Origin of the sequence: Terrabacter sp. C0L_2 (genome assembly GCF_036352015.1) — a bacterium.
GTDB lineage: Bacteria > Actinomycetota > Actinomycetes > Actinomycetales > Dermatophilaceae > Terrabacter > Terrabacter tumescens.
On the sequence record NZ_CP143557.1, the window covers coordinates 4,466,680 to 4,493,095 of the forward strand.

A 26,416-nucleotide genomic window follows, 5' to 3' on the forward strand; every position below is an offset into this window, starting at 1 on the left:
TCCATCGTCAGTCGGTGAGGAAGTCCGCCGTGTGGCCGAACTTGCCCGAGTGGACGAACGCCTCGAGCGGCAGGCGCGAGCGCGGCAGCCGGGCGCGGGTGCGCACCCACTCCGGCATCTCGGTGTCGTCGTCGGGACCGGCCGGCAGCCCGAGCGCAATGCCCGTCGTGACGGCCCAGTGGGGCGGCACGGCGAACCGCTCGGTCGCGGCGCGGTGGTCGAAGCCGCCGAACTGGCGCACCTGCAGCCCCATCGAGCGCGCCTGCACGGTGATGTGCGCGACGGCCTGGCCGAGGTCGAACATCGCGTAGTCGCTGTAGGCGATCTCGTGGTCCTCGTCGGTCGCCACCTGGTGCAGCGTGAGGATGATCGCCGACGCCGACGGCGCCCAGACCTGGTTGGCCGACGACAGCACCTCGACCATGGCCGCGTGCGTGTCGTCGCCGCGCAGGCCGACGATGAAGCCCCACGGCTGGGAGTTGCCCGCGGACGGCGACCAGCGTGCGGCCTCGAGGATGGCGCGCAGCGCGTCGGGCCCGAGCACGTGCGAGCGGTCGTAGACCATGACGCTCTCGCGGTCGCGGAGCAGCGGGGTGAGGATCTCAGGCTGCGCCGGCACCGCAGAGAGCGTATGCCGCCCAGCCGCGCTGGTCTCGTCCGTCACGTTTCGCTCACCGTCCTCACGCACCCGTCAACCATGCCGCAGCAGCGGCTCTTCCCGCGCACTCGTGTGTCCGGTGCCACGCCGGCAGCCGTCAGTAGGCTCGCCCGACGACCGCCAGCACACCGTCCGCGTCCTCCGAGGCCGGCACCGACCCGTCGGGCATCGTGAGGCAGCGGACCGTGACGGCCGACTCGGCGAGGGTCGCCTCACCCTCGGGACCGAGCGTGGACCACGGGATCATCGCCCAGCCGGTGCGGGCCGCCTCGGCGGCGTCCTCGAGGGACTCGACCGCGGCGGTGTTCGCGTCCCAGTGGGCCAGCGCGGCGGCATACAGCCCCTCGTGGTCCTCCTCGAGCGCGCCGGTCACGATGTCGACGACGCCGCCGAGCGGCACCGACGACTTGCCGCCCGCGATCCGACGGGCCACGGTGACCGAGCCCTCGGCGAGGTCGCGCGGACCGACCTCGACCCGGACCGGGATGCCCTTGAGCTCCGCGTCGACGGCGCGACGGCCGAAGGGGGTGTCGACGCGCGCGTCGAGCTCCGCGCGCACGCCGCGAGCGACGAGGTCGGCGACGACCTGGCGGGCGGCCTCGAGGACCCCCTCGCCGTCCTTGACCACCATGACGAGAGCCTGCACCGGCGCGAGACGCGGGGGCACCCGCAGTCCCTGGTCGTCGCCGTGGCCCATGATGAGGCCGCCGAGCATGCGCGTGGAGGTGCCCCACGACGTCGTCCAGCAGGTCTCCTGCCGGCCCTGCTCGGAGAGGTAGTCGATGTCGAAGGCCCGCGCGAAGTTCTGTCCGAGCTCGTGGCTCGTGCCCATCTGCAGCGCCTTGCCGTCGCGCATCATCGCTTCCAGCGCAAGGGTGTTCGTCGCACCGGCGAAGCGCTCACGTGCGGTCTTGCGGCCGAGCACCACTGGCATCGCGAGCATCTCGCGCATGAAGGGCGCATAGACGTCCTCGTGGATGCGCTTCGCGTAGAGGCGGGCGTCCTCCTCGGTGGCGTGCGCCGTGTGACCCTCCTGCCAGAGGAACTCACTGGTGCGCAAGAAGATCCGCGGCCGCAGCTCCCATCGCACGACGTTGGCCCACTGGTTGAGCAGGAGTGGCAGGTCGCGGTAGCTCTGCGTCCACTTGGCCATGTACTCGCCGATGACGGTCTCGGAGGTCGGGCGCACGACGACCTTCTCCTCGAGCTCCTTGCCGCCCGCGTGGGTCACGACGGCGAGCTCGGGGCTGAACCCCTCGACGTGCTCGGCCTCGCGGCTCAGGTAGGACTCCGGGATGAAGAGCGGGAAGTAGGCGTTGCGCGCGCCGGCCTCCTTGATGCGGCGGTCCATGTCGGCCTGCATGCGCTCCCAGATGGAGTAGCCGTACGGCCGGATGACCATCGTGCCGCGCACCGGGCCGTTGTCGGCGAGCTCCGCCTTGGCGACGACGTCCTGGTACCAGCGCGGGAAGTCCTCGGACTGGGGCGTGAGCACGGTCTTGGGCATGCGCCCGATCCTACGGTCGGCCCGGCGACGTGTCGTATGCCGTGCGCGCCGTCAGGCGGTCACGCGTGCTCCATCGTGGCGACCATGAAGGCCTGCCACGCCTCACGGGAGTCGGCCAGCTCGCCCGGCCCACCGGCCTTCTCGAGGATCTGCGTCGTCGCGTCCCGGGTCACGTCGTCGAAGTCGCCGGTGATCTGCACGTCGGTGCGACCCCACACGTGGCGGCACATGGCCTGGACCGCCTGCACCTGCGCGTCGGACCGGCGGATGAGGCGCGGCTGCTCCGGTCCGAACCGGCCGAGGTCGACGTGGATGTGGTTGTCGTGCGCCGCGTCGAACAGGTAGGTGAGCACGTCGGCGAACTCGTGGTGCAGCCCGGCAGCCGTGCGCCAGTAGAGCGACAGTCGACGCTTCAGCTCGGTGGCGGGCGCATCGCGCCACTGGTCGTGGCGCAGCGACGTGAGGTCGCGACCGTCGGCACGGAGCCGGGCGATGTCGATGGCCTCCCCGGAGCTGTGCCACGACGTCGACGACCCGCGCACCCACGCGCCGTAGGAACGGATCTCGTCCGGAGCTTGACCGACGTGGCGCCGGTGCAGGGCGAGCCAGCGGTCGAGCCGCGCACCGAAGGGCTCGGTCACGTAGTACGTGGCGGCCCGCCCCGTGACCTCGTAGACGTACGCCGCCGACCCGATGCGCCGCCGCGCCGCGAGGTCCCGGAACTCCACCGGCTGCGGGTCGATCCGCAGCTCCGGCGGCGACGGCTCGACCAGGCCCGGCAGCTGCGGCAGGGACGGCAACCCGGGACCGCGCGACACGGCATACGCCCCACCTGCCGCGACGACACCCACGGCGCCAAGCGTCAGCAGCCTGCGACGGGACAGGCCCGCACGGTCACCGCCAGTGACGGGTGGCGTGGTGGTTTCACGCTCGCGCGGCTGCTGGCTCATGACTGCTCCAACGCGCGAGGGCCGCCGGCCGATCCCGCCGCGTCGCCTCACGGATGGGCGCGACGTGCGCGACTACGCTCCCGCCATGCCCACCGACCGTGGACCGTCGCGGCGCGCTGTGCTGCTCGGCGGCGCTGCCCTGGCGACCGCCCTCACACCCGGACTCGCCGGCTGCTCGTCCGCGGGCACGAGCGGCCCCGTGCTTTCGGACGGGGCGCTCCCGGACGGCTTCGGCCTCGAGGCGCCGCGGTGGCGGATGGCCGTGCCGCGTGCGGCGCGACCGCGAGGTCTTGTCTTAGCGCTGCACGGCTTCGGCGGGTCGGCCGACGACGCGTTCGACCTCGGCTTCGGCGACGCCGTGGAGACCTCGAGGATGGCGCTCGTCTCCGTCGACGGCGGCAACGGCTACTGGCACGCGCGCAGCGACGGGAGCGACACCGGCGCCATGGTCCGGGACGCCCTGCTGCCCCTGGCGCTCGAGGCGGCCGGGCTGCCGGCCTCGGCTCGGGTGACCCTGCTCGGGTGGTCGATGGGCGGCTTCGGCGCCCTGCTCCTTGCCAGCGACCTCGGCCGCTCGCGGATCAGCGGTGTCGTCGCCGCGAGCGCCGCGCTGTGGCTCAAGGGGAGCCAGACGCCGGCGCGGGCGTACGACGGTCGCGCCGACTTCGACCGCCACTCGATCTGGGGCCGCCTGCCGCAGCTGGCCGAGATCCCGGTGCGCCTCGACTGCGGCACCTCCGACCCCTTCATCGCCGCGAACCGGACGCTCGCGCGGCGGCTGCCCGGGGTGGAGGCGCACTTCACGCCGGGCGGCCACGACGACGACTTCTGGAGCGGCAACGTCGCGGCGGAGATGGCCTGGGCCGCCGCGCGAGCCTGACGGTGCCGCCGGGCAACCATCCCGCGAGTCGTTCGTGGTGTAGGTGTGACAGTGATGACGACAGGGGCGACGGTGCAGCTGGAGCACGACTTCGCAGCCGTCTTCGACAGCCACGCGGCCAAGCTCGTGAGGTTCGCGGCGTTCCTCGGCGCGGACGACGCCGAGGACGTCGTGCAGGAGGCGTTCTGCCGGTTCTACGAGCGGCGGCACAGCTTCTCTGGTGAGCTCCTGCAGGCCGGCGCCTACCTCAACCGGACCGTCCTCAACCTGGTCCGGGACCGGCACCGGCGACGGGGCCGGTCCCTGCGGGTCGTCCGGCTGCACGAGCGGGAGGCCGAGGCGGTCGCGCCCTCCGTCGAGGCCCTCTCGCTCGCCTCGGAGGACGGGCGGCTGCTCGTCGAGGCCCTCGCGAAGCTGCCGCAGCGCCGGCGTGAGGCGGTGACCCTGCGCTACTGGCTCGATCTGTCCTACGTGGAGATCGCGACCGTGATGGGCACTGCCGTAGGCACCGCAAAATCGACCGTCTTCCGCGGCATCGAGGACCTTCAACGACACCTGGAGCAGTCATGAACCGAACCGAGCCGCACGACGTGGCAGGCCTTTTCGAGCGGGCGGGGTCGGCGCTCGACGTCGACACCCACCGCCTGCGCGCCGACCTCGAGCGGGCCCTGGCCCACCCGTCGCGCGGCACGGGCGACACCCGGCACGACGGCTCGCGCACGCGTCGACCCCGGCCGTGGATGAGTGCGGCCGCAGCCGTCGCGGCGGTCGCCGTCACCGCCGCGGGGGTGACGGCCTGGCGCACCTCACCCGTCGACGGCGCACGGGCCTCGCTGGCGGCGCCCGCCGGAGGCGGCAGCACCGAGAGCGTGCCGGCTCTCCCACTGCCACCGCTGCCCGACCGCACGACGGACGTGGCGCCGCACGTGCTCGCCGGCACCCCGACGCTGCCGCGCGCGCAGCGGACCATCGACAACCTCGAGCCGTCCTACGTCCCCGGCGCCTCCCGCACGCGGGTCAAGGGCACCGTGACCCCGGTCCTCGCCTACGACAACGGCTACCGGCAGCGCATCTGGGCGGTCGCGCCCGGGTTCTCGGACTCGGGCGAGAGGTCCGTGTGCTGGATGAAGATCGTCGACGACGTCGACATCGACGACCCCGGCATGTGGGACCAGAGCATCCTGTGCATGCAGGTCCCCCGCGCCGGCCGGCTGACCGGCACGGGCAAGGCCACCCTGCTCTACGAGGGCTTCGACTCCATCCCTGCCGAGCGCGGCAAGTCCATCGCCCTCTCGGTCGTCTCCGACCGAGCGACGGCGTGCGCGGTCCAGCGGGGCGGCACGACGACGCCGCTCGACCACCGTGTCCCGGTGACCGGCACGGACTACGCGTTCGTCTACGGGCTCATCGATCCCGACGACCGTGGGCTGCTCACGCTGTCCTGCACCACCTGAGGCCACCTGACACCAGGGAACCCGAGGGAGCGACGGGCTGTCGCCGTCCTGTCGTCACGACAGGACGGCGACGGCCGTGCACTCACGAGAGGGCGGCGATGGCCTCCGCCGTCGCCAGCACCTTCTGCGCGGTGTCGACGTGGAGGTTCTCGATGAGGCGGCCGTTCAGGGTCGCGACACCGCGTCCCTGCGCCTGGGCCTCCTCGAAGGCGGCGATGACGGCGCGGGCGTCCTCGACCTGGGCCTCGCTCGGGGCGAAGACCTCGTTGGCCAGCTGGACCTGACCGGGGTGGATCAGCGTCTTGCCGTCGAAGCCCCACTCGCGCCCCTGCCGGGCCTCGGCGAGGAAGCCGTCCTCGTCCTTGACGTCGTTGAAGACACCGTCGACGACGGCGACACCCGCGGCCCGCGCGGCGAGCAGTGCCAGCTGCAGGCTGGTCGCGATGGCCGCGCGTCCGGGGGCGAACGTCGCGCCGATCTCCTTGTAGAGGTCGTTGGTCCCGAGCACGAGGCAGGCGAGCCGGTCGGAGGCGCGCGCGATCTCCTCGGCGTGGAGCACGGCCACCGGGGTCTCGACCATCGCCCAGAGCCTGGTGTGGTCCGGGGCTCCGGCGGCCTCCATGGCAGCCACGAGCGAGCGCACCTCGTCGGCCGAGTTCACCTTCGGCACGACGATCGCGTCGGGCCCGGCTGCCGCCGCCGCGGCGAGGTCGGCGTCGTGCCACTGCGAGCCGAGACTGTTGACCCGGATCGTCAGCTCGCGTCGACCGTAGTCACCGGATCGCGCTGCAGCGCAAGCGTTCTCGCGTGCGGCGCCCTTCGCGTCGGGCGCCACAGCGTCCTCGAGGTCGAGGATCAGCGCGTCGACGGGGAGTGTCTTCGCCTTCTCGAGCGCGCGCTCGTTAGAGCTCGGCATGTAGAGCACGGAGCGACGAGGGCGGTATGCCGTCTGCTGCGTCACGAGGTCAGCCTTCCTGGGAAGCGGGCGCGGCGGCATACAGCTCGGCGAGCGCGAGGTCGGTCTGCGAGAGGCGCTCGGCGAGCTCGACGATGACGAGGCACTGCTTGAGGCTCGCATCGTCCTCCATCTTGCCGTCGAGCATCACGGCGCCGGTGCCGTCGCCCATGGCCGCGACGACCCGGCGGGCGTGCGCGACGTCCTCGGCGGACGGGCTGAAGACGCGCTTGGCGATCTCGATCTGCACCGGGTGCAGCGACCACGTGCCGACGCAGCCGAGGAGGAACGCGTTGCGGAACTGGTCCTCGCAGGCCACGACGTCCTGAATGTCGCCGAACGGCCCGTAGTAGGGGTAGATGCCGTGCATGGCGCAGGCGTCGACCATGCGGGCGATCGTGTAGTGCCAGAGGTCCTGCTGCGCGGTGGCGCGCGCACCCGTGATGTCGCCGTCCACGGGGTCGGCGCGCACGAGGTAGCCGGGGTGGCCGCCGCCGACGCGGGTCGTCTTCATGCGGCGGTCGGCGGAGAGGTCGGCCGGCCCGAGGGAGAGGCCCTGCATGCGTGGCGAGGCCCCGCAGATCTCCTCGACGTTGACCATGCCGCGAGCGGTCTCGAGGATCGCGTGCACGAGGATCGGGCGGGTCAGCCCGGCCTTGGCCTCGAGCTGCGCGAGCAGGCGGTCGACGTAGTGGATGTCCTCGGCGCCCTGCACCTTGGGGACCATGATGACGTCGAGCTTGTCGCCGATCTCGGTGACGAGCGTCGTGAGGTCGTCCAAGGCCCACGGGCTGTCGAGGGCGTTGATGCGCGTCCAGAGCTGGGTGTCCTGGCCGAAGTCGGTGGCCTTGGCGATCTCGACGAGACCGGCCCTCGCCGCCTCCTTGCTGTCGGCCTTGACGGCGTCCTCCAGGTTGCCGAGGAGCACGTCGACGGTGCCGACCATGCCGGGCACCTTCGCGGCCATCTTGGGGTTGCTCGGGTCGAAGAAGTGGATGACCCGGGACGGGCGGGCCGGCACCTGCGTCAGGGGCGTCGGCGCCCCCACCGCGAGCGGGCGGAAAAAGTCCTTGGCGCTGCGCATGGGCGTCAACGTAGCAACGGCCGGTCGGCCCGCGTTATGACGACAGTCACGCGTGCCACCGATATGGGCGGAATCACTATGGTGGCCCTGTGACCGAGCGCGCGACCGAGCCCGTCCCGCAGCCCTCCCGGCAGTCCGCCCCGCAGCCGGAGGGTGAGCAGCGCGACCAGGGCGCGGGCAACGCGGCGGCCCTGCTCGGCGAGGCGATGACGAAGTCCGGCCTGCTGTGGATCGAGGTCGACGGCGACCGCACGTGGCCCGCGTGGCACGTCTGGGACGACGGCGCCGCCCTCGTCGTCAGCGGTCCGGGAGAGCAGCCGTTGCCGTGGATGCCACCGGAGGTCCGGATCATCCTGCGCAGCAAGGACACCGGCGGCCGGCTGCTTACCGTCCGGGCCCACGTGCACGTCCTCGAGCCCGGCACGCCGGAGTGGGAGCGTGCCACGGAGCTGCTCCGGGCCGCACGGCTCAACTCGGTCGACGACTCCCTGACACGGTGGGCCGCGGAGTGCACCGTGACCGCGCTCGTCCCCTTCGACAGCCCTCTCGAGTCCCCGGGCGCGTATGCCGCCGGCGACCACCGCCAGCCTCCGGCGCGCACCGCGGCGACGACCACGGCGTGGCGCCCCTGGCACTGGGGCGGACGCGGCGAGGAGAAGGCCGAGCGCAAGCGGGCCCGCGACGAGGCGAAGGCCGGCCGTCGCGCCGCGAGGGAGCGGGCCAAGCTGCGCAAGAAGCGCCAGCGACGTGGCACCCGTCGGCGTGGACGCTGACCCCATAGCCTTGCCCCATGAGTGCGAGCACCCGCGTCTTCGTCGCGCGCCTGACCGGACTGAGCGTCTTCGACCCGCTCGGTGACCAGGTCGGGCGGGTCCGCGACGTCGTCGTGATGTTCTCGGTCAACCGGCCCGAGCCCCGCGTCATCGGCCTCGTCGTCGAGGTGCCCGGCCGGCGCCGCGTGTTCGTGCCGATGACGCGCGTGACCTCGATCGACGCCGGCGCCGTCATCACCACCGGCCTGGTCAACATGCGCCGCTTCGAGCAGCGCACCAACGAGGTCCTCGTGGCGGCCGAGCTCTTCGACCGCACCGTGCGGGTGACGACCGCCGAGGCCGTCGAGGCCGGCTTCGCCGACGCGCTCGTCGAGGACATCGCCATCGAGCAGGGACCCCGCCGTGACTGGCTCGGCACCCGTGTCTTCGTGCGCCAGGCGCCGGCAGGGGTGTCCCCCGCCTCCAAGGCCATGTCGCGCCTGACGCGCCGCCGGTCGGGCAAGACGATGCTCGTCGACATCCGCGACGTCGTGGGGCTGCACGAGCAGGCCGGCGCCCAGAGCGCCGAGCGCCTCCTCGAGACCTACGACGACCTCAAGGTGGCCGACCTCGCCGAGGTCATCCACGACCTCAACCCCAAGCGTCGCGCCGAGGTCGCCGCAGCGCTCGACGACGAGCGGCTCGCCGACGTCCTCGAGGAGCTGCCCGAGGACGACCAGGTCGAGATCCTCGCCGGCCTGGCCAACGAGCGCGCTGCCGACGTCCTCGAGGCGATGGAGCCCGACGACGCCGCCGACCTGCTCGCCGACCTGCCGCCCGAGCAGGCCGAGGAGCTGCTCCAGCTCATGGAGCCCGACGAGGCCGCCCCGCTCCGTCGTCTGCTCGCCTACGACGAGAAGACCGCCGGCGGCATGATGACGACCGAGCCCGTCATCCTCGGTCCCGAGGCGACGATCGCCGAGGCCCTCGCCACCGTCCGCCGCGAGGAGCTCGCCCCGGCCCTCGCCTCGATGGTCTACGTCTGTCGCCCCCCGCTCGAGGCGCCGACGGGCCGCTACCTCGGCCTCGTCCACATCCAGCGCCTGCTGCGCGAGCCGCCCCACGGCGCCGTCGGGTCGATCATCGACAAGGAGATCGAGCCCGTCGTCGCGACGGCCTCGCTCGAGACCGTGACGCGCACGCTCGCGACCTACAACCTCGTCTCGCTCCCCGTCGTCGACGACGACGGGCGGCTCATCGGGGCGGTCACCGTCGACGACGTGCTCGACCACATCCTCCCGGAGGACTGGCGCGAGGAGCGGCATGAGCTGGGGGTGAAGCCGTGAGCGAGCGCGCCGAGCGCCGGACCGGCCCTCGCGCCGTGCGCGGCGACAAGCTCGACCAGCCCCAGGAGCAGCGCGCCCGGGTGCTGCCGCGGATCACCTTGACCCAAGAGGCGTTCGGCGTCCTCTCGGAGCAGTTCGCCCGCTTCATGGGGACCGCGCAGTTCCTCATCGGCATGACGGTCTTCGTCGCCGCCTGGATCGCCTGGAACGTCCTGGCCCCGCCGTCGCTCGTCTTCGACGAGTTCCCCTTCATCTTCCTGACGCTCATGCTCAGCCTGCAGGCGTCGTATGCCGCGCCCCTCATCCTCCTCGCCCAGAACCGCCAGGCCGACCGCGACCGGGTCGCCCTCGAGCAGGACCGGGCCCGCGACGAGCGCAACCTCGCCGACACCGAGTTCCTGACCCGCGAGGTCGCCTCGCTGCGTCTCGCCCTGCGCGAGCAGGCCACCCGTGACTTCGTGCGCTCCGAGCTGCGCTCGCTCCTCGACGAGCTCGAGGAGCGATCGATCGTCCGCGCCGCCGAGGACGACGCGAGGGACAACCGGCACTGACCGTGAGCGAGCGCACCCCGGCCGTGGTCCGGGGGCCTCGGCACGACGCATACGATGGAACACATGTCTGTCGCACTGCCCAGCCGTGACGCCATGCTCACGGCCCTGTCGAAGGTCAACGACCCAGAGATCCGCAAGCCGATCACCGAGCTCGGCATGGTCAAGTCGGTCGAGATCGACGACGCCGGCAAGGTCGACCTCGCGATCTTCCTCACCGTGTCGGGCTGTCCCATGAAGGAGACCCTGACCAAGGACTCGAGCAACGCCCTGCTCGCGCTCGACGGCGTCACGTCGGTCGAGGTCGAGCTCGACGTCATGAGCGACGAGCAGCGCGCCGAGCTGCGCTCGCAGCTGCGCGGGGGCGCCCCGGAGAAGGAGATCCCCTTCGCCAAGCCCAACAGCCTCACGCGGGTGTATGCCGTGGCCTCCGGCAAGGGTGGCGTCGGCAAGTCGTCGGTGACCGTCAACCTCGCCGCCGCGATGGCCGAGCAGGGCCTGCGTGTGGGCGTCGTCGACGCCGACGTCTACGGCTTCTCGGTGCCGCGCATGCTCGGGGTCGAGCAGCGCCCGACGCAGGTCGACGACATGATCCTGCCGCCCATCAGCCACGACGTGAAGGTCATCTCGATCGGCATGTTCGTGCCCGGCAACCAGCCCGTGGTGTGGCGTGGGCCGATGCTGCACCGCGCGCTCCAGCAGTTCCTCGGCGACGTCTTCTGGGGCGACCTCGACGTGCTGCTGCTCGACCTCCCGCCCGGCACCGGCGACATCGCGATTTCCGTCGCGCAGCTCATCCCGACGGCCGAGATCCTCGTCGTGACCACGCCGCAGCAGGCCGCCGCCGAGGTGGCCGAGCGAGCCGGCTCGATCGCGCTGCAGACCCACCAGCGCGTCGTCGGTGTCATCGAGAACATGAGCTGGCTCGAGCTGCCCGACGGCACGCGCCAGGAGATCTTCGGCTCCGGCGGCGGCCAGGCCGTCGCCGACTCGCTGACCAAGAGCATCGGTACCCCGGTCGAGCTGCTCGGCCAGATCCCGCTCGACACGCGCCTGCGCGAGGGCGGCGACACCGGCACCCCGGTCGTGCTCGGCGAACCCGACACGGCTGCGGCCGTGGCGCTGCGTGGCATCGCGCGCAACCTCGGCTCGCGTGCCCGTGGCCTCGCCGGCCGTTCGCTGGGCCTCACTCCGGCCGGCCGCTGACCGAGCCGGCCGCCGGCTGACCGCGGCTGACCCCCGGCTCGCCGCAGCCGCACTCCCCCCGCTTTCGCCACCGAACGCTGCGTTCGGTGGCGAAAGCATTGTTCGGACAGTGAGTTCGCGACCGAACGCTGCGTTCGGTCTGGTCAAGCGCGAGTGCGCCGGACCCCGGACGGGCGCGCCGGGACAGCGCGGCCGGGTGACGCCGGTCAGGCGAGGGAGTCGGCCCAGGCGCGGTGGAGGTCGGAGTAGCGACCTGCCCCGGCTGCGACGAGCTCACCCGGCGTCCCGTCCTCGACGATGCGGCCGTGCTCGAGCACGAGCACGCGGTCGGCGTTCTCGACCGTCGACAGGCGGTGCGCGATGACGATGGCGGTGCGCCCCGCGAGGATCGTCCCGAGGGCCCGCTGGACGAGCCGCTCCGAGGGGATGTCGAGCGATGACGTCGCCTCGTCGAGGATGAGCACCGCGGGGTCGGCGAGGAAGGCGCGCGCGAACGCGACCAGCTGGCGCTGGCCGGCGCTGAGCAGCCCGCCCCGGTTGGAGACGGGCGTGTCGTAGCCCTGCGGCAGGGCGGTGATGAACTCGTGCGCGCCCAGCGACCGTGCCGCGGACTCGACCTCCTCGTCCGTCGCGTCAGGCCGGCCGAACCGGATGTTGTCGGCGACGGTGCCGGTGAACAGGTAGCTCTCCTGCGTAACCATGACGACGGCGCGGTGGAGGTCCGTGGCGGCGAGCCGGCGCAGGTCGATGCCGTCGAGGAGCACCGCTCCCCCGCTCGGGTCGTAGAACCGCGTGGCGAGCTTGGCGATGGTGGTCTTGCCGGCACCGGTCGTGCCGACGAGCGCGAGGGTCTGGCCCGCAGGCACGGTGAGGTCCAGGTCAGGGAGCACGTCGGCGCCCTCGACGTAGGCGAACCGGACGCCGTCGAAGCGGATCTCGCCGCGCGGGTCGGCCAGCGGCACCGGGTCTGCGGGCTCCGCGACGTCGGGCACCTCCTCGAGGACCCCGGAGAGCTTCTCCAGCGCCGCCGACGCGGACTGGAAGGTGTTGTAGAACTGCGAGATCTCCATCATCGGCTCGAAGAACTGGCGCAGGTAGAGCAGGAATGCCGCGAGCACCCCGACGGTGACTTCGCCGTGGTAGGCGAGGTAGCCGCCGTAGAGCAGCACCGCGGCGATCGTGACGTTGCCGATGAGGCGGATGCCGGGCATGAACCACGCGACGAGGCGGAACGCGACGAGGTTGGCCCGGCGGTACTGGTCGTTGACGTCGTCGAAGATCGCCTGGTTGCGCGGCTCCCGGCGGAAGGCCTGCACGGCCCGGATGCCGTTCATCGACTCGACGAAGTGGACGATGACGAGCGCGACCTTCTCGCGCGTGGCGCGGTAGCTCTTGGCCGACTCCTTGCGGAACCAGTTGGTCAGCAGCACGAGGGCGGGCCCGCAGAGCAGGGCCACGAGGCCGAGCTTGACGTCGAGGACGAGCAGCAGCACGGAGGTGCCGACGAGGGTTAGGGCGGCCGTCACGAGGCCGTCGAAACCGGTCTCGAGCATCTCGTAGATGGCGTCGACGTCGGAGGTCTGCCGCGAGATGACCCGGCCCGAGGTGTAGCGGTCGTGGAAGGCCGGGCTCAGCTGCTGGAAGTGGCGGAACACCCGGCGGCGGATCGAGAGCAGGATGTCCTGCCCGATCAGCCCGGACCGGACGAGGAAGAGGTTGCGCGACACCGCCTGGGTCACCGTGGCCACGAGCACGAGGGCGACGACGAGCAGCAGTGGGCCGAGGTCGCCGGATGCACGGATGGGCGGGATGCCGGTGTCGATGCCCTCCTTGACGAGGTAGGGGATGGACAGGCGGGCGGCGTTCTCCACGACGACCACGACCATGAGCCACCACAGCGCGCGCCGCCAGGGTCGCAGCACCTCGCCCAGGAGCCGACGGGAGCGGCCGGCGAGCCGGGCCGACGTCTCGGCCGTCAGGTCGCCTTCGATGTCGTCCGAGGCGACGCCGCGCCACTGCTGGGCGGGCGTGCTCATGCGGGCACCTCGTCGCCCGACCGCTGGTCGGCGGCATCCGGCGTGCCGCCTCCACCGTCGCCGCCGTCCCCACCGTCCCCGACCTCGGCGTCCACCACGGCGTCGACCACGGCGTCCGCGGCCAGCAGGTCGCGGTAGGCGGGCACGCTCTCGAGCAGCTCACGGTGCGTGCCCACGTGCGTGATGGTGCCGTCCTCGAGCAGGGCCACACGGTCGGCGAGCAGCACCGTGGAGGCGCGGTGGGCCACGACGAGGCCGGTGGTCTGCGACAGCACGTTGGACAACGCCTCCTCGACGAGCTTCTCGGTGTGCACGTCCAGGGCCGACAGGGTGTCGTCGAGCACGAGCACCGCCGGTCTCGAGAGCACGGCCCGCGCCAGCGCGAGCCGCTGGCGCTGACCACCGGACAGCGACAGCCCCTGCTCACCGATGCGGGTGTCGAGACCCCACGGCAGGTCGTGGACGAAGCCGGCCTGGGCGATCTCGAGGGCGGCGAGCACGTCGTCCTCCGCCGCGTCGGCCCGGCCGAGCGTGACGTTCTCGCGGGCGCTCATCGAGAAGAGGGTCGGCTCCTCGAAGGCCGTGGCCACGAGGCTGCGCAGGCTGACGAGGTCGAGATCGCGCACATCGACCCCGTCGATGGTGACGCGGCCGCCCGTCACGTCGAACAGGCGCGGGACGAGGGCCGTCAGGGCCGTCTTGCCGGACCCGGTGGCGCCGACGATCGCGAGCGTCTGCCCCGGCGGCACGTCGAGGTTGACGTCGCGCAGCACCGGTTGGTCCGGAGCGTCGGGGAAGGCGAAGTCGACGTGCTCGAGGCGCAGGTGGCCTCGCGGCGCAGGGACCTGCTGGTCGCCGGCGACGATGTCAGGCTCGGTGTCGAAGATCTCGAGCACGCGCGCGGCGGCCGTCATGGCCTCCTGCGCCATCGCGAGGATGACGCCGAGCGAGGAGACGGGCCACACCAGCGAGAGCAGGAGCGTGATGAAGGCGACGAGCTCGCCGGGTGTCAGGGCGCCGCGGCCCACCCCGATGGCCCCGAGCAGCAGCACGACGACGACGGCGAGGTTGGGGATGACCTCGAGGAAGGTCCAGAACTTCGCCGACAGCCGGACCTTGTCGAGGCTCGTCGCCCGCACCTGGAGCGCGGCCTCGTCGTAGCGCCTCGCCATGTGGTCACCGCGGCCGAACGACCGGATGACCCGGATGCCGACGGCGCCCTCCTCGGCGAGGGTCGCGAGGTCGCCCTGCTGGTCCTGCATGCCCCGAGAGACGACGACGTAGGCCTTCTCGAACCGCATCGAGAGCCACACGATGGGTGCTGCCGCAGCAGCGACGACGAGGCCCAGCGGCCAGTACATCATCAGCAGCACGACCGTCACGACGAGCACCTGCAGGATGTTGATGACGAGGAAGAGCAGCCCGAAGCCGCTGAAGCGGCGGATCGCCGAGAGGTCGGTCGTGACCCGCGAGAGCAGCTGCCCGGACTGCCACCGCGTGTGGAAGCTCATCGGCAGGGCCTGCAGCCGCTCGTAGAGGTCGCGGCGCAGGTCGCTCTCGAGGCCGAGCACGGCGTTGGACTGCACCCAGCGGCGCACGAAGATGAGGACGGCCTCGAGGACGCCGAGCGCCAGGGCCAGCAGCCCGAGCGGCAGGACGGGCCCGAGCTCGTGCCGCGTGATCGGCCCGTCGATGATGGCGCGGGTCACGAGCGGGATGGCGATGGTCAGGCCGACGCCGGCCAGCGACACCGCGAACATGACGACGAGGGCCCACCGGTGCGGCCGGAGGTAGCCCCGCAGTCGCCACAGGGATCGGACTGAGGCGGGCGGGTGCGAGGTCGGGTCAGCAGGCATCAGCAGTGACCATAACCCCGACATCCGACAGTGATGCCTCTGGGTCAGAGATTCATCCGGGAGTCCGGGCGCTGAGCGCCAGGAGTCCCGGCGAGGGGCCTCAGGTGGCTTCGCTGTCCCAAGGGGTCGGGACGGACGGGTCGTGACCCTGCGGCGTGCTCACCGGCTTGTCGGCGGCCGGCGACGGCTCGTAGTCCTCGTCAGGGGGTGAGGCGAGCGCGTCGCGCACGATCTTGCGTGGGTCGTACTGGCGCGGGTCGTAGGCCCGCCAGTCGACGTCGGAGAACTCCGGACCCATCTCGTCCTTGAGCTGCTGCTTGGCACGGTCGGCCATGCCGCGGGCCTGGCGGACGAACTTGCCGAACTTCGCGGCGTACTCGGGCAGGCGCTCGGGACCCAGGATGAGGATCGCGAGCAGACCGAGCAGGAGCAGCTCCCACCCGTTGATGTCGAACACAGTCCCTCGCTTCCACGCGTACCGGCTGCGCCATCCTACGGTGGCGAGTCGAGAGCTACTTGGCCGGATCGGCCTCGAGCGTCATCCGGAGCTCGAGCTCCTTGCCGTCACGCTGGACCTTGAGGCTCACGGTGTCCCCGACCGCCCTCGCGCGGATCGAGACGATGAGCTGGTCGGGGGTCCGGATGCGCTTGCCCTCGAAGCCGACGATGACGTCGCCCGGCTTGACGCCGGCCTTGGCCGCCGGGCCGCCGGAGGTCACGGCGTCGGCCTTGTCGTCGACCTGGGCTCCCTCGCCGGAGAAGGTCCGGTTGAGCTGGACGCCGATGACCGGGTGAGTGGCCTTGCCGGTGGCGATGAGCTGGTCGGCGGTGCGCCTGGCCTGGTCGCTCGGGATCGCGAAGCCGAGGCCGATGCTGCCACCGGTCGAGCCGCTCGTGCCGGGCACGCGGGCGATGGCGCTGTTGACGCCGATGACCTTGCCCGTCATGTCGAGCAGCGGACCGCCGGAGTTGCCGGGGTTGATCGCCGCGTCGGTCTGGATCGCGTTGATGTAGGACGCCTCGCCCGGGTCGCCGGGCTGCACGGGCCGGTTGAGCGCGCTGACGATGCCCGTGGTGACGGTCTGGTCGAGACCGAGCGGGGCACCGACCGCGATGACCTGGTCGCCGACGACGACCTGGTCGGAGGCACCGAGGGTGAGCGGCTTGAGGTCGGTGCGGTTGATCTTGAGCACGGCGAGGTCGTAGCTCGCGTCGCGCCCGACGATGGTGGCCTTCTCGGTGTCACCGTTGCTGAGGACGACCTCGATGTCGCCGTTGACGCCCGGCTCGACGACGTGGTTGTTGGTCAGCACGTGACCCTTGGTGTCGAGCACGAAGCCCGAGCCGGTCGCCGAGCCCTCGCTGCCGGCGTCGACCTTGATGGTGACGACGCTCGGGAGCGCGACGGCGGCGATGTTGGCGACCGAGCCCGCCGGCCGCTGGGTCGCGCCCGGGCCGGGCTGGGGCAGCGTCGAGCCGCCGAGGTTGACGCGGTCGTCGACGAGCTGGCCGGCGACGCCACCGATGACGCCGGAGAGCAGGCAGAGGGCGACGATCCCCGCCGCCAGGCGCCCGCGCCCGCGTCGACGTGCCGCCGGGGCGGGTGCGGTCAGCAGCGTCCCGTCGGCCGTCGCGCCCGCGCTCGAGTCGCCCGCGGGGCCGGGAGGAACGGGGCCTGCGTATGCCGTGTGCCCGGCTGCCGCTGCACCGCTCGTCTGCGGGGCGGTGGGGTCTGCAGGACTGCCCGCACCGGAGGCGTGGGCAGCACCAGCCGCAGCGGGCCCGGTCGCGGGATCGGCGGCCGCGGGCGGCGCGTACGCGGAGCGGTGGGCCTGCTCCGCGAGGGCGTCGGCGCGGTCGCTCCCCCACGCGGAGTCGGCTCGGGCCGGCACGCCGGCGCCGTCGGTGGGGTGCTCACCGCCGAAGACGTCGAACCAGGCGTCGTCGGACTCGGGCTCGGAACGGCGCGAGGGGATGGCCTGCGTGTCGTGCAGGTCGATGATGCCGGTCTGCTCCCTCGCGGGAGTCGGCGCGGACTCGTCGCCGGACACGGCCCCTGGGTCGTGGGGCACCGCGGGCTCGGGAGCTGCCGTCGGCTCGGGGCCCGGCGTCGTCGGCTCGTCGCTCATGGACCTGATTGTGCCGAACGGACGTTGGTGACCCGCAACGGGGCGACGATGCCGGTGCTCGTGCCGAGCACCCGGTTGGACGACCGCGTGGTCACGACCCAGTAGGGGACGTTGCCGGCGCCGATGTCACCCGAGCCGCGGGCCTGGTCGCGGGTGACCGGCGTGACACGGTCGCTGCGCAGCACGGAGCCGCCGAAGTTCACGGCGCTGACGGAGCTGTCGCCGAAGCTGGCCACCGGACCCCGGACCGACGGGGTGCGCGAGCCGGGCACCGGCGCGATGGCCAGCCCCCAGGCCGCGGCGACCGAGGCGCCGGCGGCGATCGAGGCCACGACCGCGGCCCGCATGGGCGAGCGGTGCAGGGCGGGAGCGGTCGGGCGCACGGTCGGCACGGGCTCGTAGGACGGGGCGGACGGCATACGGAATCCGGCCGGTGGCATCGGGATCCGCGGACCCCGCGACACGGGCGGGGCAGGCTGGGGGTCGCCCGAGGGGGCGGCCGCGAGGCCCATGAGAGAGGTCCGCAGGCTCATCGGGACGCCGGTGTCGGAGCGCAGGGCCGCCACGATGCGGCGCTCCTGGTCGGCTGCCGCACGGCAGACGGTGCAGCAGACGAGGTGCTTGTCGTAGAGGTGCAGCATCGCCGGCGGCAGGGCGCGGTCGACGTAGGCCCGGACGTGGCCCTTGAGGTGCGGCGTCACGACATCACCTGCCGGTCCTAGCGCGAGCTCGCGGCGACGCGGCGGCCGGGAAGGCGCAGGCCGGCACGCGCGGCGCGCGACTCGGGCTTGGCGGGACGGGCGGCCGCGGCGACCTCGGGGGCGCGGTGCGCGAGGGCCTCGCGCAGCTGGGCGCGGCCGCGGTGGATGCGCGAGCGGACGGTGCCCAGCTTGACGCCGAGCGTGGCGCTGATCTCCTCGTAGGAGAGGCCCTCGATGTCGCAGAGCACGACCGCGGCGCGGAACTCCGGCGCGAGCGCGTCGAGCGCGCGCTGGACGTCGTCGTCGAAACGGGCGTCGTGGTAGGTCTGCTCGGGGCCCTTCTCGTAGCTCGGGAGACGGCCGGCGGCGTCGTCGGGCAGGGAGTCGAAGCGGATGCGCTGCTTGCGACGCATCTTGTCGAGGAAGACGTTGGTCGTGATGCGGTGCAGCCAGCCCTCGAAGGTGCCCGGCTGGTAGGAGTGCAGCGAGCGGAAGACGCGGACGAAGACGTCGTGCGTCAGGTCCTCGGCGTCGTGCGGGTTGCCCGTGAGGCGGTAAGCCAGGCGGTAGACGCGCGCCGAGTGCTGCTCGACGATCTCCTCCCACGTGGGGGGAGTCCACGTCGAGTCGGCCTGCTCCACCGAGGTGGGAGAGGTGGACGTCACGCTGGTGCTCACGAGGAGGAGGGCCTTTCACGGGGAGGAGTCAACGACTTGAACGCCGTCTGCGCTTGATTCGTTCCCGACGATCGTCTCGGATGGGGCTGTCCGGTCGCCAGCCGGAGCCTGTGGTTCTGCTGTGGGTGGGCGCTCACCTGGTTCGTGCCCTGCTCACAGCGCCCGCTCACGGCGCCTGCTCGCTGCCGTCGTGCGGGACCGCCTCGTGGTGGGCCCGGCCGTGGGTGCGCCGGTCCTCCTTCATCTCGGCCTCAAAGAGGTGGCGGCGACCCCCGACGAGGTCGTCCCGTGCGGAGGCCTCGAGGCGCTTGAACGTCGCGTAGTAGTCGTCGTCGTACTCCTCGACGATCTGGAAGGTCCACCGGCCCTGGACGACGTTGCGCCCGACGAGCTCGGTCTGCAGGCGATCGGCGAGCTCGTCGTGGCCGGCCTCGCGGAAGAGGTCGACGGCCTCCCCCAGCGTGAGGTCGGCCATGCCGGACAGGCGGTGGAAGCCGTAGAGGTGGCCGCGGGCGTCCTCGACGACCTCGAGGGCCTCGGACAGCTTCCCGAGGGCCTCGACCGTGGCGTCGTCGACGCCCTGGGGACGCCGGTGCTCGGTGGTCGGCTTGTCCTGTTCGTCCATGACCTGATCCTTACCCCGATCGGGGCGACGGGGTGCCGAAAGCGTCCATCTGGTCACAGTAGGGTGACGAACATGAGCACCCAGAAGGTCGCCGCGTGGTCGCACGCCGAGGAGTTCGTCACCCCGAGCGAGCAGGTCGAGGAGGCCACCCACCGCGGTGAGGAGCTCGGGGCCCCCGCCGTCGGCAACGGGGTGGGCGCCGTGCTCCAGATGCTCGCCGCGGCCACCGGGGCCAAGGCCGTCATGGAGATCGGCACGGGCGCCGGCGCCTCCGGCCTGTGGCTGCTCGGCGGCATGCCGGTCGACGGCATCCTGACCACGATCGACCTCGAGACCGAGCACCAGCGGGCCGCCCGCGACGCCTTCGCGGCCGCCGGCATCGCCCACCAGCGCACCCGCGTCATCGCCGGCCGCGCCCTCGAGGTGCTCCCCCGCATGACCGACGGCGCCTACGACCTCGTCGTCGTCGACGCCGACAAGGGGGAGTACCCCGACTACCTCGCCCAGGCCACGCGCCTGCTGCGCCGGGGCGGCACCCTCGTCATGACGTGGTCCGACAAGGAGTCCGACCCCGCCAACCGCGACACCGAGACGCGCACCCTGCGCGAGGTGGGCCGCACCATCCGCGACCACGACCAGTTCATCGTCTCGCTGCTTCCCGTGGGCGAGGGCCTGCTCGTCGCCGTCAAGCGCTGAGTCGCCGTTCGCGACGCCCGGGACGACCGGGACCACCGAGATCACGTATGCCGGGTGGCCCGCCACCCGGCATACGTGATCTCGGTGGTCCCGGTCCGGGGTAGCGAAACGGCCCCCGACCGTGAGGTCAGGGGCCGTCGAACCTGGATCAGGCGGAAGGGTCAGTTGACGCCGTCACAACCCTGGATCGCGTCACGCAGAGCTGCAGCTTCGTCGGGGGTCATCTCGACGACGAGTCGCCCGCCGCCCTCAAGGGGCATCCGCAACACGATGCCGCGGCCCTCCTTGACGACCTCGAGCGGGCCATCGCCGGTCCTCGGCTTCATTGCTGCCATGGTTCCCCTTCCCTAGGAATCCTCGGTCTTTGGCACCATTATTCCGTGTCTCGTTTGCGAGACCTAATTGGGGATGTGACAGAGGGCACGTCACGGCCCCGGCGGGCGGGCCACGCTTCCGCAACGGGACGGATTGGGACAGAGTGACGCCCATGACGCAGACGCCCGAGTCCCCCTCCACCACTGCCTCGCCCGAGCCGCTGCTCGTCGAGGTGACCGACGGCATCGCGTGGCTCCGGCTCAACCGGCCCGAGGCGATGAACAGCCTCGACAACGCGCTGAAGGACGCCCTCGTGGCGGCGCTGCGCGAGGTCGGGGAGGACCCGGCCGTGCGGTGCGTCGTGCTCACCGGCAGCGGTCGCGCCTTCTGCGTCGGGCAGGACCTCAAGGAGCACGTGCGCAGCCTCGGCGACCCGAACTCCACGCTCGCCACGACCGTCACCGACCACTACAACCCGATCGTCATCGCGCTGTCGACGATGAACAAGCCCGTAGTGGCGGCGCTCAACGGCGTCGCGGCCGGTGCGGGCCTCAGCTTCGCGCTCGCCTGCGACTTCCGCATCGCGTCCGAGCGCGCCGGCCTCAACACCTCCTTCGCCGGCATCGCGCTCTCGTGCGACTCGGGCGCCTCGTGGACGCTGCCCCGGCTCGTCGGGCCCGCGCGCGCCAAGGAGCTGCTGCTGCTGCCGCGCACCGTGCCGGCCGCCGAGGCCCTGGCCCTGGGCCTGGTGACGAAGGTCGTGCCCGACGACGAGCTGGAAGCGGCGGTAACCGAGCTGGCCCGGACGCTGGCCGACGGTCCGACCCTGGCCTACGGCTCGATCCGCCGCGCCGTGGCGTACTCGGCGAGCGCCAACCTCGCCGACGCCCTGGCCAACGAGGCGGAGCTGATGGCCCTGACCGGTGGCAGCAGCGACCACCGCGCCGCCGTCGACGCCTTCCTCGCCAAGGAGAAGCCCACCTACACCGGCGCCTGACCCCAGGCCGTCCGCGGCCGTCACGGTCTGCGCCGGCTCTCGTCGAGCGGATGGGCCGTGCCCGACGGATGACCGTGCCGGTGGTCCTGCGTCTGGTGTGGTGATCACCCCACCAGGCGCAGGACCATCCGGCGGACCATCGGCCGGCTCTCAGCCAGCCCGCTCGAGCGGCAGTGTCGGCCGCTCCGTCGCCGTGACCGGCGCGCGCGTGCCGGTGCGTGCTGCCTCCGCGTGGGCCAGCTCGATCCGGGCGAGCTGGGCCTTCGGGTCGCGCGCGAGCGCCGACGGTGTCACACCCAGGACGACGACCCGCGCGGCTGACAGGTCCGACGCCTGCTCGACGGTGTCGTCCCAGTCCAGGCCGTCGGCATGGAACGTCCTCGACTGCACCAGCACGGCCATGCCGACGTCATCCAGCCAGACATCGGGTGAGGTGAGGACCCGCCCTCCCGGCCCGGTCAGCACCGGGTTGGACATCGGCTCGGGCAGCCGGTCCGAGGTGCGGATCAGTGCCAGCAGGTCGGCCTCCGGAGCGGACCAGGCGCCGGCAGCGACCTCCGCAAGGACCCGACGCAGGCGTCGCGAGTGCTGGCGCCCGCGCGCGTCGACCCAGTGCTCGAGGTCATCGATCCGGACGAGCCGGCGCTGCACCGCCTCGATCACCTAGGCCCGCGCGCTGCGCTCGTCGGGGGTCTCGACCGCGGCGTCGACGACGGCTCTGGCGAGGCATCCGAGCTGGAGGGACCCACGCGACACGAGTGGCTCCCCGAGCAGGGTCGTGCTCCGGATGTCGACCCACGCGACACGACGGGATCGACGCGGCGCCGGCACGAGGACCCGGATCGGAAGCCGGACCTGACAGGCCCGCAGTCCGTGCAGTGCCGCAGCGGTTGAGCCTGCCAGCCACGCGCCGTCGCCTCCGAACAGCTGGGCGGCGACGAGCCGTTGCTCCTCGGACGGCAGACCGGTCTGGAGGACGTAGATCCCCGGCAGCAGCAGCCGCCAGTCCCGGCCGACCCGCCAGCGCAGCGTCTCGCGGCTGACACCGGACGCGAGAAGCTGGGCCCGGGTCAGGACCCCGCATTGGGTCCGGGCGAGATCCAGGGCCGTCTCGGTGAGCGCCATGCCTCGAGACTGACGGCAGCGGAGTGTCGACGCCTGCGAGCCGCGCGGGGCTGTGGACAGTCGAGGCCGGGTCGGGGCGGGTGTGGATGGTGGCTGCCGTAAGAACCGACCCATCGACTGCGGGATGGTCCTGCGCGCCGTGGGGTGATCACCACACCGGGCGCAGGACCATCTGCCGGCCCATCCTCAGCCGGACGGTGGGTCCGGGCATGAGTCAGGTCAGGTCGGGTGGGGTCACGGTGGGTAGTCGCTCGGGGGGACGAAGCGCCACAGGATGTCGGTCCAGTAGTACTGGCCGACGATGCTGAGCAGGAGCAGCGGGACGAACCGCCAGAGCAGCCGCTTCCACGTGTTGCCGCGGCGGTCGGCCCACCCGGCACCGAGCACGACGACGAGGATCGGGAAGAGCGGCACGAGGTAGCGGAAGATGCTCGTGAACGGGTCGAGCACCGCCGCGAGGTAGGCGGGGTAGGCCAGCGTCCACGTGCGCAGGTCCGCACCGAGCGCCCGCGCCCAGGGGCCGGCCATCATCGCGACGATGAGGAGCGGCACGGTCACGAGCAGCACCGGCCCCCAGGTGTCGCCCAACGCGTACTTCGACATCCCCCACCACGGCGTGAAGGGCTCGACCGTGCCCGACCCGCGCCACGTCGCCATCGTGTCGGTGTAGGCCGAGCGGACCCCGGTGCGCCACCAGGCGATGGCCGGCCACAGCAGTCCGGCGACACCGCAGCCGACGAGGGCGGCGAGCATCGCGCCATACGTCCCCCTCGTGATCGGCCGCTCGCGCCGGGCCCGCCAGCGCAGGACGACCACGACGAGCGTCACGAGCCCGAGCGGCACGGCGATCGGTCTCGAGAGGCCGACGAGCAGCGCGACGGCCGTCGCGACGAGCCACCGCTCCTTCGCGAGGGCGTAGAGGTAGGCGACGAGGAGCAGCATCGCGAGCGACTCGGTGTAGGCCAGCTGCAGCGTCACGGACGCCGGGAAGCTCGCCCAGAGCGCCACGACGAGGTAGGCCGCGGGGTCGCCGATGCGCTCGCGCAGCAGCAGTCCCATGAGCACGGCCGCACCCGCACCGCAGAGGAGCGCGATCGTCGAGCCGACGGCCGGGAAGCCCAGCCCCGTCACGGCCATGACGGCGCGCGCCATGAGCGGGAAGAGCGGGTAGAACGCCCACGGGTTCTGCTGGACGGAGCCGCCCTCGCTCCTCGGCAGCTCGGACGGGTAGCCGGTGTGCGCGATGGTCTGGTACCACTGCCCGTCCCAGAGGGCCGTGAAGGGGAAGTACGACACCGGCACGTCGTCGCCGCCGGTCATGCCGGAGGGCACCTGGTGCTGCATGACGACGAGCAGGATGGTCGTCGTGACGACCCGGGCCAGGGCGTAGAGCGCGAGCACCCAGGCGATGAACACGCGGCGGGGCCGCAGGGCGAGCGCCTCGGTCATGTGGTGCGTTCGCGGCCGACCGTCGAACCGGACTGCTCGGACTGCTCGGTGACCTCGGACCGCTCGGGCGATTCGGACGACTCGGACTCGGACTCGGGCGTCTCGGCAGCCGCGTCGGTCTCGGTGGGTCCGGTCGGCTCGGCGGCTTCGGAGCTCCCAGGTGACTCAGGGGCAGCGACGGGCGCATCGCCCCGCAGCACCGCGATCTCCTCGTCCTTCTCGCGCAGCTCGCGCCGGAGCCGGTCGACGACGCCGTCCACCTGGCTCATCCGGTAGCCGCGGGCCCCGACGTCGAATACGAGGTCGTCGAAGTCGGCGTCACGGATGGGCTCGTCGGGCAGCGGCTCGTGGCTGAGGCTCGTCGCGGCCCGCCCGAGGCCGCCACCGGCGAGACCGAGGATCAGGGCGACGACGAAGCACAGGACGACGATCCCGACGAAGAGGATGAACCACTTCACGAGGCGGGCTCCTCGTAGGTGCGGATCGCCTGCACGGCCTCGTGCGGGTCGTCGGTGAGGATGATGCGGTCGAGGTCGGCGGGGCTGATCATCCCGGCCGCGAGCACGGTGTCGCGCATCCAGTCGATGAGGCCGTGCCAGTAGGCGACGCCCATGAGCACGACGGGGAACTCCGTGACCTTTTGCGTCTGCGCGAGGGTGACGGCCTCGAAGAGCTCGTCAAGGGTGCCGAAGCCGCCCGGCAGCACGATGAAGCCGCGGGAGTACTTGAGGAACATGACCTTGCGGGCGAAGAAGTAGCGGAAGTTGATGCCGAGGTCGACGTACTCGTTGAGGCCGGTCTCGAAGGGCAGCTCGATGCCGAGCCCGACCGAGGTGCCGTCGGCCTGGAAGGCGCCCTTGTTGGCCGCCTCCATCGCGCCGGGGCCGCCGCCGGTGATGACGGCGTAGCCGGCCTCGGCGAGCAGGCGCCCGACCTCGACACCCATGGCGTATGCCGGGTGGTCGGCTCCCATGCGCGCGGAGCCGAACACGGCGACGGCCGGCCCGAGCTCGGACAGCGTGCCGAAGCCCTCGACGAACTCGGACTGGATGCGCATGACCCGCCACGGGTCGGCGTGCAGCCAGTCGGTGGGCTGGCGTGCCTTGAGGAGCCGCTGGTCGGTCGTCGTCGCCGGCACCTTGTGACCGCGCAGGGTCACCGGTCCGGTCTGGCGGCGGTCGAGGTGCGGGCTCGCCGGCGCGGCGGCCGTGCCGGGCACGTCGGGCACGTCGGGCGCGTCGGGCACGGGCTGGTCGTCGGTCACAGCGCCACCCTATGCAACGGGCTCGGCGCGCTCACCCGAGCCAGCGCAGCAGCGCGGCCTCGGCGTCGACGTACTGGTGGGTGGGGCAACGCTCGTCGTCCATGTGGGCGAGGTTGGGGTCGCCGGGGCCGTAGTTGACGGCGGGGATGCCGAGCGCCGAGAAGCGCGCGACGTCGGTCCAGCCCTCCTTGGGGTTGACCTCGACGCCGAGGGCGTCGATGAACGCCTGTGCGGCCGGCAGGTGCAGCCCTGGGCGGGCGCCGTCGGCGGCGTCGGTCAGCGTCACGTCGAAGCCCTCGAAGACCCGGCGCACGTGGGCCAGCGCCTCCTCGGTGTCCTTGTCGGGCGCGTAGCGGTAGTTGACCGTGACTGTGCAGCGGTCGGGGACGACGTTGCCGGCGATGCCACCGGCGATGCCGACGGCCTGCAGCGCCTCGTGGTAGTCGAGCCCGTCGACGGTGATCGTCTCGGCCTCGTAGGCGGTCAGGCGCGAGAGCACCGCGGCCGCGTCGTGGATGGCGTTGTGGCCCTTCCACGGCCGGGCCGAGTGGGAGGCGATGCCCTTGGTGACGATCTCGACGCGCAGGGTGCCCTTGCAGCCGCCCTCGATCGCGCCGTTTGTCGGCTCGAGGAGCACGGCGAAGTCGCCGGCGAGCAGGTCGGGGTCGGTCTCGGCGAGGATGGCCAGGCCGTTGTACTGCCCCTCGATCTCCTCGCACTCGTAGAAGAGGAAGGTCAGGTCGCGGGTCGGCTCGGCCACCTCGGCCGCGATCCGCAGCATGACCGCCACGCCGCCCTTCATGTCGACGGTGCCGCGGCCCCACAGCTCGCCGTCGACCTGGCGCGTCGGCAGGTTGGGCACCGACGTGAGCGGCACGGTGTCGATGTGCCCGGCGAGCACGACCCGCTCGCTGTGTCCGAGCGAGGTCCGGGCGACGACGGTGTTGCCGTGCCGCGTGACCTCGAGGTGGGACAGCTGGCTCAGGGCGGCCTCGATGGCGTCGGCGAGCGCCGCCTCGCCCTGGCTGACGGACTCGATGTCGCACACCGCGGCCGTCAGCGTGGTGACGTCCGCCGACAGGTCGAGCACGGGGGACGCGTCGGAGGCGGCGTGGGTGGTCGGGTCGGCGGACGAGGAGGTCGACGGCATACGCGGAAGGTTATCCGCAGCGGGCGACGCGAGCGCGGGAGGACGTCGGCCGGGGC

Annotated in this window: 28 protein-coding genes; 9 read left to right on the forward strand and 19 right to left on the reverse strand. The window is 72.2% G+C overall.

All coding sequences use genetic code 11. From position 1 onward, the window contains the following. Positions 1–7 precede the first annotated feature (7 nt). The 3 genes from U5C87_RS20735 to U5C87_RS20745 all read right to left on the reverse strand — a co-directional run bounded on the left by U5C87_RS20735 (position 8) and on the right by U5C87_RS20745 (position 3,115). Positions 8–619 carry a nitroreductase family protein gene (locus tag U5C87_RS20735; protein ID WP_330474323.1) on the reverse strand — a complete coding sequence of 204 codons (612 nt, stop codon included), beginning with the start codon at positions 617–619 and terminating at the stop codon, positions 8–10. Between the two features lie 136 nt (positions 620–755). Beyond that, positions 756–2,165: a proline--tRNA ligase gene (gene proS, locus U5C87_RS20740; protein WP_330474324.1), complete on the reverse strand. Its 1,410-nt coding sequence runs from the start codon at positions 2,163–2,165 to the stop codon at positions 756–758. 59 nt (positions 2,166–2,224) lie between these two features. Further along, entirely contained in the window at positions 2,225–3,115 is an 891-nt protein-coding gene (locus U5C87_RS20745) for an extensin family protein (protein ID WP_330474325.1), read from the reverse strand. Between the two features lie 85 nt (positions 3,116–3,200). Between U5C87_RS20745 and U5C87_RS20750 the strand changes: the two genes are divergently transcribed. The 3 genes from U5C87_RS20750 to U5C87_RS20760 are packed head-to-tail and all read left to right on the forward strand — an operon-like array spanning position 3,201 to position 5,449. After that, positions 3,201–3,995 (forward strand): alpha/beta hydrolase-fold protein, encoded by a 795-nt coding sequence (locus U5C87_RS20750; RefSeq protein ID WP_330474326.1) that lies wholly within the window; start codon positions 3,201–3,203, stop codon positions 3,993–3,995. Between the two features lie 54 nt (positions 3,996–4,049). Beyond that, entirely contained in the window at positions 4,050–4,565 is a 516-nt protein-coding gene (locus tag U5C87_RS20755) for an RNA polymerase sigma factor (RefSeq protein WP_330474327.1), read from the forward strand. Then, positions 4,562–5,449 (forward strand): hypothetical protein, encoded by an 888-nt coding sequence (locus tag U5C87_RS20760; RefSeq protein WP_330474328.1) that lies wholly within the window; start codon positions 4,562–4,564, stop codon positions 5,447–5,449. The genes U5C87_RS20755 and U5C87_RS20760 overlap by 4 nt, the downstream gene beginning before the upstream one ends. A gap of 82 nt (positions 5,450–5,531) precedes the next feature. On the opposite strand, the gene U5C87_RS20765 is transcribed toward U5C87_RS20760, so the two are convergent. Beyond that, positions 5,532–6,446: an HpcH/HpaI aldolase/citrate lyase family protein gene (locus tag U5C87_RS20765; RefSeq protein ID WP_443082080.1), complete on the reverse strand. Its 915-nt coding sequence runs from the start codon at positions 6,444–6,446 to the stop codon at positions 5,532–5,534. Then, positions 6,415–7,488, reverse strand: coding sequence for an HpcH/HpaI aldolase/citrate lyase family protein (locus U5C87_RS20770; protein WP_330474330.1), 1,074 nt, complete (start codon positions 7,486–7,488; stop codon positions 6,415–6,417). Before U5C87_RS20770 ends, U5C87_RS20765 begins: the two co-directional genes overlap by 32 nt. An 89-nt stretch (positions 7,489–7,577) precedes the next feature. Here U5C87_RS20770 and U5C87_RS20775 point away from each other — a divergent pair, with 89 nt between their 5' ends. From U5C87_RS20775 to U5C87_RS20790, 4 genes are all read left to right on the forward strand, one after another. Continuing rightward, entirely contained in the window at positions 7,578–8,261 is a 684-nt protein-coding gene (locus U5C87_RS20775) for a hypothetical protein (protein ID WP_330474331.1), read from the forward strand. A gap of 17 nt (positions 8,262–8,278) precedes the next feature. Then, positions 8,279–9,586, forward strand: a complete 1,308-nt coding sequence (locus tag U5C87_RS20780; RefSeq protein ID WP_030194505.1) for a magnesium transporter MgtE N-terminal domain-containing protein — start codon at positions 8,279–8,281, stop codon at positions 9,584–9,586. Next, complete coding sequence (locus tag U5C87_RS20785) at positions 9,583–10,137, forward strand: DUF1003 domain-containing protein (protein WP_330474332.1); 555 nt, start codon at positions 9,583–9,585, stop codon at positions 10,135–10,137. Before U5C87_RS20780 ends, U5C87_RS20785 begins: the two co-directional genes overlap by 4 nt. A 63-nt stretch (positions 10,138–10,200) precedes the next feature. Further along, positions 10,201–11,340, forward strand: coding sequence for an Mrp/NBP35 family ATP-binding protein (locus U5C87_RS20790; protein WP_330474333.1), 1,140 nt, complete (start codon positions 10,201–10,203; stop codon positions 11,338–11,340). Between the two features lie 206 nt (positions 11,341–11,546). On the opposite strand, the gene U5C87_RS20795 is transcribed toward U5C87_RS20790, so the two are convergent. From U5C87_RS20795 to U5C87_RS20825, 7 genes are all read right to left on the reverse strand, one after another. Next, positions 11,547–13,376: an ABC transporter ATP-binding protein gene (locus U5C87_RS20795; RefSeq protein WP_330474334.1), complete on the reverse strand. Its 1,830-nt coding sequence runs from the start codon at positions 13,374–13,376 to the stop codon at positions 11,547–11,549. Further along, positions 13,373–15,232 (reverse strand): ABC transporter ATP-binding protein, encoded by a 1,860-nt coding sequence (locus tag U5C87_RS20800; protein WP_330474335.1) that lies wholly within the window; start codon positions 15,230–15,232, stop codon positions 13,373–13,375. The genes U5C87_RS20795 and U5C87_RS20800 overlap by 4 nt, the downstream gene beginning before the upstream one ends. Before the next feature lie 100 nt (positions 15,233–15,332). Beyond that, complete coding sequence (locus U5C87_RS20805) at positions 15,333–15,689, reverse strand: twin-arginine translocase TatA/TatE family subunit (RefSeq protein WP_330474336.1); 357 nt, start codon at positions 15,687–15,689, stop codon at positions 15,333–15,335. Positions 15,690–15,744: 55 nt separating this feature from the next. Continuing rightward, a complete protein-coding gene (locus U5C87_RS20810) occupies positions 15,745–17,361 on the reverse strand; it encodes a S1C family serine protease (RefSeq protein WP_330474337.1) in 1,617 nt (538 codons plus the stop codon). Next, complete coding sequence (locus tag U5C87_RS20815; protein ID WP_330474338.1) at positions 17,358–18,062, reverse strand: hypothetical protein; 705 nt, start codon at positions 18,060–18,062, stop codon at positions 17,358–17,360. The genes U5C87_RS20810 and U5C87_RS20815 overlap by 4 nt, the downstream gene beginning before the upstream one ends. A 17-nt stretch (positions 18,063–18,079) precedes the next feature. Further along, positions 18,080–18,739 (reverse strand): RNA polymerase sigma factor SigE, encoded by a 660-nt coding sequence (sigE, locus tag U5C87_RS20820; RefSeq protein WP_052358326.1) that lies wholly within the window; start codon positions 18,737–18,739, stop codon positions 18,080–18,082. Between the two features lie 166 nt (positions 18,740–18,905). Next, positions 18,906–19,364, reverse strand: coding sequence for a hypothetical protein (locus tag U5C87_RS20825; RefSeq protein ID WP_330474339.1), 459 nt, complete (start codon positions 19,362–19,364; stop codon positions 18,906–18,908). Between the two features lie 72 nt (positions 19,365–19,436). Between U5C87_RS20825 and U5C87_RS20830 the strand changes: the two genes are divergently transcribed. Continuing rightward, the gene (locus U5C87_RS20830) at positions 19,437–20,060 is read left to right on the forward strand and encodes an O-methyltransferase (protein ID WP_330474340.1); all 624 of its coding nucleotides are present in this window, start codon (positions 19,437–19,439) and stop codon (positions 20,058–20,060) included. A gap of 161 nt (positions 20,061–20,221) precedes the next feature. Here the strand turns inward: U5C87_RS20830 and U5C87_RS20835 are convergent, their stop codons facing one another. Continuing rightward, complete coding sequence (locus U5C87_RS20835) at positions 20,222–20,395, reverse strand: DUF3117 domain-containing protein (protein WP_013493416.1); 174 nt, start codon at positions 20,393–20,395, stop codon at positions 20,222–20,224. A gap of 152 nt (positions 20,396–20,547) precedes the next feature. Here U5C87_RS20835 and U5C87_RS20840 point away from each other — a divergent pair, with 152 nt between their 5' ends. Then, entirely contained in the window at positions 20,548–21,372 is an 825-nt protein-coding gene (locus tag U5C87_RS20840) for an enoyl-CoA hydratase/isomerase family protein (RefSeq protein ID WP_330474341.1), read from the forward strand. 150 nt (positions 21,373–21,522) lie between these two features. On the opposite strand, the gene U5C87_RS20845 is transcribed toward U5C87_RS20840, so the two are convergent. The 6 genes from U5C87_RS20845 to dapE form a co-directional block, all read right to left on the reverse strand. Continuing rightward, the gene (locus tag U5C87_RS20845; protein ID WP_330474342.1) at positions 21,523–22,035 is read right to left on the reverse strand and encodes a hypothetical protein; all 513 of its coding nucleotides are present in this window, start codon (positions 22,033–22,035) and stop codon (positions 21,523–21,525) included. Next, complete coding sequence (locus U5C87_RS20850; RefSeq protein WP_330474343.1) at positions 22,036–22,497, reverse strand: hypothetical protein; 462 nt, start codon at positions 22,495–22,497, stop codon at positions 22,036–22,038. It abuts the gene before it with no gap. A gap of 234 nt (positions 22,498–22,731) precedes the next feature. Beyond that, positions 22,732–23,946, reverse strand: a complete 1,215-nt coding sequence (locus U5C87_RS20855; RefSeq protein WP_330474344.1) for a hypothetical protein — start codon at positions 23,944–23,946, stop codon at positions 22,732–22,734. Next, the gene (locus U5C87_RS20860) at positions 23,943–24,404 is read right to left on the reverse strand and encodes a cell division protein DivIVA (RefSeq protein ID WP_330474345.1); all 462 of its coding nucleotides are present in this window, start codon (positions 24,402–24,404) and stop codon (positions 23,943–23,945) included. The genes U5C87_RS20855 and U5C87_RS20860 overlap by 4 nt, the downstream gene beginning before the upstream one ends. Further along, positions 24,401–25,165 (reverse strand): TIGR00730 family Rossman fold protein, encoded by a 765-nt coding sequence (locus tag U5C87_RS20865; RefSeq protein ID WP_443082146.1) that lies wholly within the window; start codon positions 25,163–25,165, stop codon positions 24,401–24,403. The genes U5C87_RS20860 and U5C87_RS20865 overlap by 4 nt, the downstream gene beginning before the upstream one ends. Before the next feature lie 76 nt (positions 25,166–25,241). Then, complete coding sequence (gene dapE, locus U5C87_RS20870) at positions 25,242–26,360, reverse strand: succinyl-diaminopimelate desuccinylase (protein ID WP_330474346.1); 1,119 nt, start codon at positions 26,358–26,360, stop codon at positions 25,242–25,244. Between the last annotated feature and the right edge of the window lie 56 nt (positions 26,361–26,416).